Source organism: Clostridia bacterium, from assembly GCA_035628995.1.
GTDB lineage: Bacteria > Bacillota > Clostridia > Lutisporales > Lutisporaceae > BRH-c25.
In genome coordinates this window covers 24133-36848 of record DASPIR010000007.1, presented here as the reverse complement: position 1 = coordinate 36848, position 12716 = coordinate 24133, and the positions used below count along the sequence as shown (strand labels likewise).

Here is a 12716-nt window from a genome sequence, read left to right as displayed (position 1 = left end):
TACTTTCTGTCCTTCTTGAAGTGATTTGTAGCCTTCTGAATTTATCTGGGAAAAATGTGCGAATACATCTGTTCCGTCTTCTCCTGTGATAAATCCATATCCCTTTTCTCCGTTAAACCATTTTACTGTTCCATTCATACTATATGTACCTCCAAAATTTTATTACTTAAACTCTTTGTAATAACTCACAATAGAATTTCGATATTTATATACTATATTTTTAGCATCAATTGAAATATATATGTGTAACATTATTTACTAATTATTTAAGCTATATTTAATAATGTCATACTTTACTGCAAATTGCAAGCTGTTTTAATATATTAATAAAATTAATCATGAGTTAAACCTGTATCCCATACTCCGGAGAGTTTCTATGTACTCAGAATTGGAGAGATCCTTCTTCACTTTCCTTGCTTCCAGATTGCTTGGCAGCCATTTTATAAAACTCGCAGCCTTCAATTTCATTGAGTATGGCTTGCTTAATAACATCAAGTTCCTTTGTCTTCATATCTTATTTCTCTTTTTATTTTATTTTATTTGTATTTGTTTTATTCATGCGGTTCACTCCGCCTTCCTCCGAAGACGTGAACTGCTAATCCGGCCATCATTAGTAAAGCTCCAATGACCTGATGCAGGGAAAATGCTTCACCCAGAATAAGAGCGGCACTGCTCATCCCTACAACCGGAACCAATAGTGCAAAAGGGGAAACCACACCTGCGGGATAGCGGGAAAGCAGCTTTCCCCAGAGACCATAGCCACCCAAAGAGGCAAAATAACCCAGATAGATTACTGAAGCCACCGTAGTCCAGGTAGCGGAGTTCCATGCTTCCTTCCATGCAGCAGCACCCTCTATGAATAGGGACAAAAGAGCCAAGGGCAGAATAGCCACAGCACCAGCCCAAACTACCAGCGCCAGCATGGAAAAAGGAGGAACCCCCTGAGTAGCACGGCGCATGATGACATTGCCCGCACCCCAGCTGGCAGCCCCGGTCAAGGTGAGCCAGAAGCCGATTGCTGTCATGCTGCTGCCTTGCTGAGAAGAGATAACGGCCATACCGCAAGCAGCTATTAAAAGTCCGACCAAGTTATTCCAATGCCACCGCTCCCCTATCAGAAGAACTGCAAACACCAATGTGAAAAAAGCCTGCGACTGATGTATCAGAGAAGCTAGACCCGCAGGCATGCCAAACTTGATTCCCATAAACAGAAAAGCAAATTGGCCTACGTTGATTGTCAGTCCCAGAGCAATAAGCCAGCGCCATGGTACCGGCGGCCTGGGCAGAAAAAATATGGCCGGCAGACAGACAACAACAAAGCGAAGAGTCCCCAGCAGCAGAGGCGGCATATTCCCCAGCCCCAGTTTAATGGCAATAAAGTTCAAGCCCCAAAGGACTACTACAATTAATCCTATACCCATATCACGCCTGCTCAATAGTATAACTCCTCCTTAACTATGAATCCCTTAATCCCTGCCCTACGTATCGGCATACTCATTAATACATCATTCAGAAATACTGCTATGCTGCACATCTACGGCATCAGCTTTCTCGGTCTTCATTTTAAGAAGATACATACCTGCTGCGCCCAGAAGGCCCAGGAAAAAGGTCAACGGCCAAACGGCTCTTACTCCAAAGTAGTCCATATACCTGCCTATCAGTGATGTGCCGAGAGCTGCCCCAATAGCCCAGCTTAAAGACGTTACCGCGTTGAACCTCGCTCTATAATTCTGTGGGGTATTATTTGCTATGTACACTCCAAAATTCGTCACTATCATTATCTCACCAATTGTCCAGATAAGCGTTGCTAAAATATATAATGACATTGTGTGTATAAAGGTTATCATCCCGAAGCCTATGGCGTACAGGAGCCCAGACATGGCTATGGCACTTAACGGCTTCCATTTCCTTATAGCGTGCGTAATAAACATTGTCATTGTTATAACCGTTAAAGCATTAACGCTCATAGTAATTCCATAATTGCTTGCTCCGCTGCTGCCGAAAACACTATCCAGCATCATAGGCAATGAAAAATTATGCTGCGTATAGACAACGCTTAAAACTGTATTGATTATTAGAAAGACCAGGATTTTGGGCCTTCTCAATAAAATAGAAAATACATTGCCTGCTTCGTTCTTTTCTTCATCTCTTGCGCTTTTGTCGTCAGAATAATCAGGCAAGGTCTCCTTAATATTAATCATAACGAGGGTGACTGCCAGCAATGAGGTTATTGCATCACCGATGAATATTAAAGGTATATAGTGGTTGAATAAAAAACCTGCAACAAGCGGCCCCAGCGATACACCCAAATTTATTCCCAAATAAGACATCGAAAATCCCATTTGCCTCTTTTCAGCAGGTAAAACATCTGTTATGATAGCCGATATGATTGGACGAACTCCTCCATTGAAAAATGAAGACATACAGATAAGAGCTATTATAATTTGAGGATTCCCCAGAAATGCGCAGAAGAATAAACATATGGCCGCACTCAACTGAAAAGCCGCATAAGCCTTCTTACGTCCTAAATGGTCTGCGATTTTCCCGCCGGCAAAAGAACCGGGAATTGATGAAAGCGAAGTCAGCATAACTGCAACTCCGGCACTCTGATAGCTTAGCCCCAGCTTCTTAACCAGAAACAAACTCAGAAACGGCAGTACAAAATCACCAAAGCGATTGATCACTTGAGCGAAAAATATGACGTAAATGCTTTTCGGAAGCCCTTTATAGGAATCAAAATAACTCACTTTATATATCCTCTTATCTTTCAATTATTGCGAATATTACTAGCTTAAAAATTTAAACCAGATACGGTAATATTACCATATCTGGTTCTTTACAGCAATTCTAAACGGCTCATATGCTTGCCTCCATGATTATGATAAAATATAGTAGCAGCAAAACTTGCATTGCCTAGCTTAACATTCAAATAGTGAAAATAAAATTACAATATTTTTAGGGAGGAGCTAGTATGGACTTAAAAGAAAAAATTAAGAAACTCCCTTCTTCTACAGGGGTATATCTTATGAAAGATTCTCTTGATAGTGTGCTTTATGTCGGGAAATCAAAAAATCTGAAAAGCAGAGTCGGATCGTATTTTCAAAACTCAAAGTCGCATCCGCCCAAGGTTGTGAAATTAGTTAAGCATTTAAAAGACTTCGACTATATACTTACTGATACGGAATTCGAAGCATTTATGCTGGAAAATAAATTAATAAAGGAAATCAACCCAATTTATAACAGACTATTGAAGAGTCCCAGATCTTATTCTTTTATAAAGATAAATATTAGCGAAGAGTATCCCTCTATTGAAACATTAAGTGAATCCAGCAAAAGCGACGGAAATCTGTATTTTGGGCCGTACACAAATAAGAATACAGTAGAGAGAGGCCTTCAAGGCATAAAAGAATGCTGTAAGATATTATGTACCAGTGCTTCACGGAAGTCTTCATCTTGTTTGAATTATTCCTTAGGCTTGTGTATTGGCATATGTATGGATGATGCTCCGCGAGGGCAGTACCTTGCTATCCTTGACAAGATAGTAAAGCTGTTAAGCGGAACAGATAAAAGCATTATTGAAGCAATGGAATACAATATGGATAGCGCCTCAGAGAAGCTCGATTTTGAAAAGGCTGCTAAGTATAGAGATTATATACGTGCAGTAAACTATCTGATTGGCAAGGCTAAAGTTGTAGAGTACACAAAAAAGAATAAAAATATTGTTGTACTTGAGCACTTGAGTGAGGACAGGGTTAAGCTTTTCCTAATCAAGGGAAATAAAGTGCTTTTTAGTGAAAAATACTCTCTGGAAGATATTGATTTCGAAGAATTAAAAATTATTATGAAAACCAATGTTTTGGCCTACTTTAATAATAAAACTCAAAAAGGTTCAATAGAAGTCGATAGAGAAGCAATCGATGAGTCTCAAATAATTTACAGCTACTTAAATACCAAGCCCAATAACTGCCGGCATGTAATAATTAAAGAAAACTGGCTGAATGCTTCAAGTAATGCAAAAATTGAAAAGGCACTTGATAAATTGTTTGCACCTCCTCATAAAAGAATAGTTGATTAACTTAATGTAAAAACTAAATAGGTAATAGATTAAATAGGAGGTTCATGCTATGGATCAAAAACGTGCAAGAGACATTGCTTCTTCACCAAATATGATTAATGTAACCTATAATGGAACACCAATTTATATTGAAAGCGTAAACGAAAACAGTGACACTGCTAATATCCATACCCTAAATCAACCTGAGAACAAACAAGAAGTGCCACTAACCAACCTAAAAGAGCAGTAAACAGAATAAGAAAAGTGCTAGGTCCGAAGTTATATGTTTTCGGTACTTAGCACTTTTATATTGATTTTACTATTAAGCTATGTCCTTTGGTTTTCCTGCCTCAACAAGATCCTTGCTGCCAATTAGGAAAAAGCTTTGAATAAATAATAAAATACCGGTCCCTATTAACAGCCACTCTATCCGGATCACGTCAGCTGTTGGTCCAAATACCAGCATTCCCAGAGGCATCATCGAGCTTGAAATCATGCCCATAACGCCAAATACCCGCCCTAAGAAATCCGGTTCAACTTTTTCCTGCAGCAAAACCATTGAAGGGGTATTGAAAAATGGAATGGAAATACCAGTGATCACCATGAACAATAGATAAAGCCAGAATATATGCGCAACACCCAAAGCAAAGGTACAGATGCCAACGATAAAACATGAAAATGTCATCGTATGAATTCTATTGCGAAAACCACCCCATGAAGCCATAATCACGCCCCCCAGAATCATTCCGGTGGAAAAGGTGATTTCTATAGCTGTTAAGCGCCATACATCACTCCCAAAGGTCCTAGTAACCTGAAGCGGAGTTAGAAAGGCTACCGGAGCTATTAAGAAAAAGAAGAAGGTACAGAATACAAAGAACTTTTTCACATAATTATGCGTTCTTATATAGGCGATACCCTCAAGCATATCCTTGTAATAACTGGTTGCTTGTGGGCTCTGTGCTTTGGCATGGGCTGGCACCTTCAGTAAAAAGGTCAATACAATAACTGCAATAGCTGCTGTAACCACATCAATGAAAAATATTGCTTCGATGGTTGCGAAGGAAAGAAGCGCCCCGCTGATCATCGGAGAAATCAACATAACCATGGACTGAATGCTGCCATTTATGCCGTTGACCTTTGTCAGCTTATCCTCCGGAACTATTTGAGGGATATAAGCGCTGACAGCCGGCATCTGAATACCTGTACCCACTGCCCTGAAAGCAGACATGACAAAAAGCAGTACTATGGAATCATAGCCTAGTAAAAACAAAATAGCCATCATCAGTGTCGTTACTGCAATGAATGCATCAGCCAGAATGATAAGCAGTTTCCTATTATAGCGGTCTGCCCACACCCCTGCAAAGGGCGAAAGGAAAAATGTCGGCAGGAAGTTGCAAATAGCGGAAATCGTCATCATGGCACCCGACTTGGTAGTGAGTGTAATATACCACATGATTGCATACATAACCAAAGAAGAACCAAAAAGTGATATGGTTTGGCTTGATAAAAACAGAATGATGTCTTTTTTCCAGTTGTTTTTCATATTTGAACTGTTACTCCAATCTTATTCATAAATATCATAATATTCATCGCCCCAGTATTTCTTTATAAATTCATCTCTACCAGAAACCTGTCTATCTTCCTTGTATTCTTTAGGGCTTTTTATATAGAAATCCTGATGGTATTCTTCTGCATCATAAAACACAGCAGCTGGAAGTATTGGTGTTACTATCGGACCTGGAAATCTTCCAGACTCATCCATGATTCTCTTCGATAATTCTGCCCTTTGCCTTTGCTCCTCTGTAGTATAGAAAATAGCCGTTCTATAGGATTCACCTCTATCTTGGAACTGCCCCCCATCGTCTGTGGGGTCAACCTGTCTCCAATAAGCTTGTAGAAGCTTATCATAACTTATAACATCAGGGTCATAGATAATTTTTACAACTTCATAGTGCCCTGATGTTTGTGTTTTTACATCCTTATATGTCGGGTTTTCTTTATGTCCTCCCGTATAACCCGATTTCACTTCAGTTATTCCATCCAAGACATCAAACGGAGAAACCATACACCAAAAACAGCCTCCTGCAAATATTGCAGTTTCATATTTTTCACCCGATTTTACATCACTCATCGTAACAACTCCTCTTATTGCCTTAAATTTCTAAATGACCCTGTTTTTATTTAATTATACAATTCTCTTATGAATACTGCAATTTTAAAAGACCGCATAGGGTGTTTTTTTATTCATTTATGCGCATTGTATTATACTGCTATATCCCTTTTCTGATATATCAAGTACGAAGCTAAAATACATATGAAGATCACTCCTGCCATTATACCCAGATAAGTTGCACTGATGCTTTTATTGATGACAATCTCCACGGGATCAACATATTCATAGGGCGTTATGTACTTTAAGCTTTCAAGCTTATCCGAGATGCTGGACAGTATATCTAAAAAGTACATGACAAAAACCAGGCCTAATGAGATGGAGACTATGTTTCTGCTTTTTTTCATTTGACTGGACAATAAAAAAGCAAAGCTTGCAAATACCAGATGGAGCAAAAACGGTGCTACTGAAAGAAGTATAAATACTCTTATGTCAAATTCGGCGTCAGCCATTTTAAAACCAATATAATTGGCAATGGCTATAGCCAAATTAAAAATAAGCAGGTTAGTAAGAATAGCCAAAAGCTTTTGTGTCACTATCCCACTTCTTGTAATCGGCTTGGATAGCAAAAATTCTATAGTCTTTTCGTTATGCTCCTTGGAAAGCATGTTTCCAGCCAGCATAACGGCATAAATACTGCCGAACAGTATTATCATCAGATATCCCTTGGTTGCATAATAGCCTAACGGGTCCGCCATGCTCAGCCTATTCAACCCGAAAGCTCTTATAATGCCTTGTGGCAGCTGCCTCATAAGCTGGTCTATTGCTGCCTGCTGCTTCGCTACATCCGGAAACATCATAAGGTTAAGAATTGCAATTCCGCTCATAACCAGGGTCCAGATAATCAGTGCTTTCAGGTTTCTGTTCATTTCACGTCTATATATCACTTTGTCTGTTCCTCCTTATTTTCATAGTAATGCATAAAGACTTCATCCAAGGATGGTTCTTCAATAAGCAAGTCTTTGACTTCTACTTGACTCAGCTTTTGAAGCATATTTCCAATTTCTCCTCCATAAAGAAGCTGCAGGGTGTTCCCTTCCCATACCGGGTTTTTACCTCCCTCAATATTAAAGTCTCTTCCCTTTTGATCGCCGAAGGTTATCTTAACCTTCCTGAACTGGTTCTTTATCAGGGTTTCTATTGACTCAACCTTGATAAGCTCTCCCTCCTTGATGATTGCAACTCTGCTGCACATGCTTTGAACCTCGGAAAGTATATGGGATGAGAAGAAAATGGTAGCGCCTCTTTGATTCTCTTCCTTCAAAATCTCAAAAAATGCATTTCTTATTAGTGGATCCAAGCCACCAGTCGGCTCATCCAATATCAGAAGCTTCGGTTCATGCAGCAAAGCCTGGATAATGCCGACTTTTTTCTTATTCCCGTAGGATAAGTCCTCGATTCTCTTATTTAGATTCAAGTCCAGCCGATCAGCCAGCTCTTTCACTCTTTGGGGATTCCCTTTCTTGTAGAAAGCCTGGGAAAACTGGAGAAGATCAGATACTTTCATGTCATCGTAGTAATTTACCTCCGAGGGCAGATATCCTATATTCCTGCGTATCTCCAACGAATCTTTTACAACGTCCTTATCGAAAATAAATGCTTTGCCCCCTGTGGGATATATTAAATTCAGTAAAGTCCTTATTGTAGTACTTTTGCCTGCCCCGTTAGGTCCTATAAAGCCAAATATCTCACCTTCTTTTATATCAAAGGAGATGTTTTTGATGCCCTTATGCTTGCCGTAGTATTTCGTCAATTTGTGAAGCTCAATCACTGCCATATACATACCTCCTTAATAAACAAAATGCGCATCAAAATCTTCAAAGGCGATTCAGACGCACATAGTCAATTTTTTATTTAATTATAGAATTTGCATTAAATATGCTGCATATACCAAGTGCCAGACCCAAAACACAAGACCTTATTATCTTAATGCAGATAGCAAGCTCCCAGGTTCGAAGTCTGGCACCATAATCTTTCTAATTCCATGGTCATATTCTTTTTTTATAGAACTCAATATTTTCCCCAGCCAATTTTTCTTCCCAAATCATTTGTAACAGTGCCAAGTCTTCTGTATAATCGGTTTTCGATTCGTCCTTATCATATTGAATATTCTCAAGAATTTCAATTGTGAAATTCTCAGAACCAAAGTCATTCCATTCCTTCTGCAGCTCACGATTAAGATGTTGGCCACCTTCCAGTCTGGCTTTAGCACCATTGATCACGCCTCTCAAATCTTGAGTTGTTTGAATATAGCATTTATTGTTGACCTTAGAACGGATTATAAATATTCCCATCTGTGGCCTCGTTTGTTTGTACTGCAATTTTAATTCTTTTTTCCTTTCCATTAGATATCACCCTCTTTTTCATCCTCTTTATTAATATCCCATCTCTTTTAAAACTCTTGATAAAGTACTCAAGCGCTCTCCAATAAGCTCACTATCGTTGCTGAGTGCCTGGCTGAATAATTTTATATCCTCATCTATCTTTTCATTGTCAGTACATACAGCTACAGTCATAGCATCACCCTGTAATCCCACTCTATCGATAACAGGGTTTTCTGTGTCATATAATTTCTCATATCGATAAGCTTCCCTAAAATGAAGTTGAGCTCTACAGACGAGAATTGCAAGATCAAGCACACGATGCAACGGCAGTTCTTCTGACTGTCTGGACCATTTTTCTCCTGTATACCTCCATACTTTGGCTGAAACATCTACCTTGCCACGGTCATTCCACTGGGCTAATCCTAATGAGAGACCTTTTGCATCGGTATTATAAGCATATCTGCCGTCAACATTCTCATAGTTTTCAGAAACAATAACCGGTTTATGCTTTAATGTAGTTGGTATTTTCATTACTTTACCTCCTCAAATATTTACTAGTTTAGTAATTTAGTAATTTACTAAATAAATTATAATACTTTTAATATACTGTGTCAATACTTTTAGTATTATCCATTCAAAAAGCCGGCCAAAGTGAAAACACCTCAGCCGGCTGCTATATTAAAGTTTTAGTTCTCCTCTCAAACTATCTTTGAGGGTTATCTTTAGGTCTGCCCTTTTTAGGCCATTGTTTTCCGGGCGCTTTTTTTCCATCTCTCCTTGTATCTGCTTTTGGACCGGTTTTTTCTGCTGAAGCTCTATGAGGCCTTTTGGCAAGCTCTCTATTCTGTTCCAATACCATATTCATTAATGGATATGGATGGTTCTTGATTACTTCTATTGGCTTTGCTCTGAGCTTTTCAATATTTCTAAGGTCTGGTTTTTCTTGATTGTCACAGAAGGAAATTGCAATTCCTCCCATACCAGCCCTTCCAGTACGCCCAATTCTATGTATATAAGTTTCCGGCACATTAGGCAAGTCATAATTGATTACATGTGACAATTCTTCCACGTCAATGCCTCTTGCCGCTACATCAGTTGCTACTAAAACCCTTAGCTCCCTGTTCTTAAATCCATTTAAAGCAGCTTGCCTAAGATTCTGTGATTTATCTCCGTGAATAGCCTGAGACTTTATCCCCTCTTTTTCAAGGGCCTTGGTGACTTTATCTGCTCTTCTCTTTGTTCGTGTAAACACTAATGCAGAAACAATAGCTTTATTTTTCAAAAGGTGAATCAACAGCGCTGTCTTGTCTATTCCATCAACAAAATATACTGATTGCTTAATACTGGCAGCAGTGGATGTACTATGCTCCACCTCTATCCTAACAGGGTCTACCAAAATGGAATTTACAAGCTGCGATACTCCTTGCGGCATGGTTGCAGAGAATAACATATTCTGCCTCTTCCTGGGCATCTGCGCTATTATTTTCTTTACGTCATTCACCATTCCCATATCTAACATACGATCTGCCTCATCAAGTACAAACATTTCTACATTATGTATGTTAATGTGTTTCTGACTAAGCAAATCAAGCAATCTACCGGGAGTTGCAACCAAAATATCAACCCCTGCTCTTAATGCGTCAGTTTGAGGATGCTGTGATACTCCGCCATAAATGACCGTAGTCCTAAGACTTAAATACCGGCCATAAGCTTCAAAGCTCTCTCCGATCTGAATAGCCAGTTCACGGGTAGGAGCCAGTATTAATGCCCTTATTTTATGAGTATCCTTTGCAACCCTTTTTTCACGAGAAAGGATTTGTAATATTGGAATAGCAAAGGCGGCTGTCTTTCCAGTGCCTGTTTGAGCAGATCCCAGTAAATCTCTTCCTGCAAGTATTGATGGAATAGCCCTTTCCTGTATAGGAGTGGGCTTATCATATTTTTCAGTTTTTAGAGCCTTCTGAATAGGCATAATTAAGTTCAAGTCTTCAAATAACATTTTTATCTCCTTTAAACTTCATGTCACAGCTTATCACGTATTTATGTGTCATCACTATTTTCTCCATTTATCAATCACAAATTCATACCCGCCGCTTAGTTCTTACTTCACAAGATATTTGAGATATCCATAACCCTGCTGATCCATTTGATCAATGGGGATAAATCTTAAAGACGCACCATTGATACAAAAGCGCATCCCACCTTCGTCCTGAGGACCATCCTCGAATACATGCCCCAAATGAGAATCCCCGCTCCTGCTTCTAACTTCGGTGCGAACCATGCTGTGGCTTTTATCTTCTTCGTATGTAACAACTTCCGGTACGATTGGTTTTGTAAAACTTGGCCATCCGCACCCTGATTCAAACTTGTCAGTAGAGGAAAACAAAGGTTCCCCGGTTACAACATCCACATAGATACCTTTTTGCCTGCTATCCCAATATTCATTAGAAAAAGCGCGCTCCGTCTGGCTTTCCTGGGTCACCTTGTACTGAGTATCCGTAAGTACCTTTTTCAGTAACTCCTCATCAGGTTTTTGATAATCTTTTGGGTCAATCGTAACAGATTGCTCCTTCAAGTGGCCAAAATCAATATGACAGTAACCATTTGGATTTTTCTCTAAATAATCCTGATGATATTCCTCTGCTAAAAAATAATTATCTAAAGGCAAAACCTCTGTTTGTATTTCTTGTGTGTATTTTTTCTGCTCCTGGGCTACCACTTCATCAATAATAGCCTTGTCACCCTTATCTATATAATAGATTCCGCTCCTGTACTGACTTCCCACATCATTCCCCTGCCTAAACCTACTGGTTGGATCGATAATTTTAAAAAAATCCATAAGCAGCGCCTTAAGCCCTATCCTACCCGGATCATAGCGCACATGCACCGTCTCTGCAAAACCGGTATTGCCGGTACATACTTCCTCATAGGTTGGATTTTCTTTATTTCCATTGGCATACCCTGTGGTGACGTCGTATACGCCGTATATTCTGGCCATATATGCTTCTACGCCCCAAAAACAACCGCCTGCCAGCCATATTTCCTTAGTTTTATTCTCATCATACTTTGCATTTAAATTCGGGTTATTTGGCAGCATTGTATTACCTCCTATTCAATTTGATCTGAAACTCCTGCATATAGCTTTCCACTCATGCAGCCTGATAATACGATAAGCAGTACATCAATGCCCTTCTCCCTGAGCTGTTTTGCTATTTCAAAATCTAACCCCGAGCTTCCACCGATAATTATTGCTTTCAAGCCCGTACCCCCTTATTAGTCTTTTTTATAAGACTATATATAACTGACTAAACGTCGTGCCTTGCGTCATATTTCTTGATTGGAATTTGTATTTCAGAGATATATTCACTCTCTGAATCTGAGAAGCCGTAGTCCACGATATTCTTTTCGATAGAATCTCCTGCTATTTGGTACCCATTCTCATCAATCCAACGGATAAGCAATTCATAATGCTTTCCCATGTCCCTATAAGGCCCCAGAAAGGCAATACATGCATATTCGTTCTCGGGAATCACCTTCATCTGTTTGCAGGGTTCTGAGTCTAGTGTCACAATTTCAATGAAATACCTGAATTTATTAAGTATACGATGCTCCATATTTTCCTTTGACAGAGAGGTGTATATCTGGCCTTCAATCAGCCAGGAACTGATTTTTAGGTACTTTTCATTCTCTTTAAAGGCCTGAACGATTTCACGGTCATTTTCAACATCATTCATATCCAGGAAAACACCGGTTCTCTCCGGAATTCTCTTTATTTTTACTTGGTCCAGCTCGCTGTTTATACTTTCCAGAAGCTCAAGCTTTGTTTGAATTTTCTTTTTGAGATTGGTTAGTCTGTTTATCTTGATATCAATTTCTTCTTCCTTCCTTTTGAGCAGACTCAACAAATTGTTCGTATTCTTGTTGTTCATGTATTTCTTGATATTCTCTAAAGAAATATCAAGGCTCTTGAAAAAAAGGATCCTGCTTAGTTTGAAAAAATTTCTTATACTATAATATCTATAGCTATTATTATAGTCATAGTCCGGCTTCAGTAGATCAATTTTATCATAATGCCTTAGAGTATCTGTACTGACATTAAAGAGCTTTGATAATTCTCCGATTAAAAATTTATCTTTCATAAATCTATTCGAATATCTCCTTTCCGCAC

Annotated in this window: 16 protein-coding genes; 2 read left to right on the top strand and 14 right to left on the bottom strand. The window is 39.1% G+C overall.

From position 1 onward, the window contains the following. The 4 genes from VEB00_01640 to VEB00_01625 form a co-directional block, all read right to left on the bottom strand. The coding region (locus VEB00_01640) for a cold-shock protein (GenBank protein HYF81720.1) at positions 1-138 on the bottom strand (138 nt) is incomplete at its 3' end. Positions 139-382: 244 nt separating this feature from the next. Further along, positions 383-511 carry a hypothetical protein gene (locus VEB00_01635; protein HYF81719.1) on the bottom strand — a complete coding sequence of 43 codons (129 nt, stop codon included), beginning with the start codon at positions 509-511 and terminating at the stop codon, positions 383-385. Positions 512-551: 40 nt separating this feature from the next. Next, positions 552-1436 carry an EamA family transporter gene (locus tag VEB00_01630; protein HYF81718.1) on the bottom strand — a complete coding sequence of 295 codons (885 nt, stop codon included), beginning with the start codon at positions 1434-1436 and terminating at the stop codon, positions 552-554. A gap of 69 nt (positions 1437-1505) precedes the next feature. After that, the gene (locus VEB00_01625; GenBank protein HYF81717.1) at positions 1506-2747 is read right to left on the bottom strand and encodes an MFS transporter; all 1242 of its coding nucleotides are present in this window, start codon (positions 2745-2747) and stop codon (positions 1506-1508) included. A gap of 224 nt (positions 2748-2971) precedes the next feature. Here VEB00_01625 and VEB00_01620 point away from each other — a divergent pair, with 224 nt between their 5' ends. Together VEB00_01620 and VEB00_01615 are read left to right on the top strand one after the other, a co-directional pair. Beyond that, positions 2972-4075 (top strand): UvrB/UvrC motif-containing protein, encoded by a 1104-nt coding sequence (locus VEB00_01620; protein HYF81716.1) that lies wholly within the window; start codon positions 2972-2974, stop codon positions 4073-4075. A 49-nt stretch (positions 4076-4124) separates the two neighbouring features. Beyond that, positions 4125-4304 carry an H-type small acid-soluble spore protein gene (locus VEB00_01615; GenBank protein HYF81715.1) on the top strand — a complete coding sequence of 60 codons (180 nt, stop codon included), beginning with the start codon at positions 4125-4127 and terminating at the stop codon, positions 4302-4304. A gap of 72 nt (positions 4305-4376) precedes the next feature. Here the strand turns inward: VEB00_01615 and VEB00_01610 are convergent, their stop codons facing one another. The 10 genes from VEB00_01610 to VEB00_01565 form a co-directional block, all read right to left on the bottom strand. Then, positions 4377-5597 carry an MFS transporter gene (locus VEB00_01610; GenBank protein HYF81714.1) on the bottom strand — a complete coding sequence of 407 codons (1221 nt, stop codon included), beginning with the start codon at positions 5595-5597 and terminating at the stop codon, positions 4377-4379. A 21-nt stretch (positions 5598-5618) separates the two neighbouring features. Further along, positions 5619-6185 carry a peptide-methionine (S)-S-oxide reductase MsrA gene (gene msrA / locus VEB00_01605; protein ID HYF81713.1) on the bottom strand — a complete coding sequence of 189 codons (567 nt, stop codon included), beginning with the start codon at positions 6183-6185 and terminating at the stop codon, positions 5619-5621. A gap of 131 nt (positions 6186-6316) precedes the next feature. After that, positions 6317-7111, bottom strand: coding sequence for an ABC transporter permease subunit (locus tag VEB00_01600; GenBank protein ID HYF81712.1), 795 nt, complete (start codon positions 7109-7111; stop codon positions 6317-6319). Beyond that, positions 7108-8001 carry an ABC transporter ATP-binding protein gene (locus VEB00_01595; GenBank protein HYF81711.1) on the bottom strand — a complete coding sequence of 298 codons (894 nt, stop codon included), beginning with the start codon at positions 7999-8001 and terminating at the stop codon, positions 7108-7110. Before VEB00_01595 ends, VEB00_01600 begins: the two co-directional genes overlap by 4 nt. Before the next feature lie 211 nt (positions 8002-8212). Next, complete coding sequence (locus VEB00_01590; GenBank protein HYF81710.1) at positions 8213-8569, bottom strand: GIY-YIG nuclease family protein; 357 nt, start codon at positions 8567-8569, stop codon at positions 8213-8215. A 30-nt stretch (positions 8570-8599) separates the two neighbouring features. Next, complete coding sequence (locus VEB00_01585) at positions 8600-9079, bottom strand: DUF6530 family protein (GenBank protein ID HYF81709.1); 480 nt, start codon at positions 9077-9079, stop codon at positions 8600-8602. Positions 9080-9251: 172 nt separating this feature from the next. Then, positions 9252-10547, bottom strand: a complete 1296-nt coding sequence (locus VEB00_01580; GenBank protein HYF81708.1) for a DEAD/DEAH box helicase — start codon at positions 10545-10547, stop codon at positions 9252-9254. Positions 10548-10649: 102 nt separating this feature from the next. After that, positions 10650-11645, bottom strand: a complete 996-nt coding sequence (gene msrB, locus VEB00_01575) for a peptide-methionine (R)-S-oxide reductase MsrB (GenBank protein ID HYF81707.1) — start codon at positions 11643-11645, stop codon at positions 10650-10652. 11 nt (positions 11646-11656) lie between these two features. Then, complete coding sequence (locus VEB00_01570; protein ID HYF81706.1) at positions 11657-11806, bottom strand: hypothetical protein; 150 nt, start codon at positions 11804-11806, stop codon at positions 11657-11659. 47 nt (positions 11807-11853) lie between these two features. Then, a complete protein-coding gene (locus tag VEB00_01565) occupies positions 11854-12687 on the bottom strand; it encodes a GyrI-like domain-containing protein (protein HYF81705.1) in 834 nt (277 codons plus the stop codon). Positions 12688-12716 lie beyond the last annotated feature (29 nt).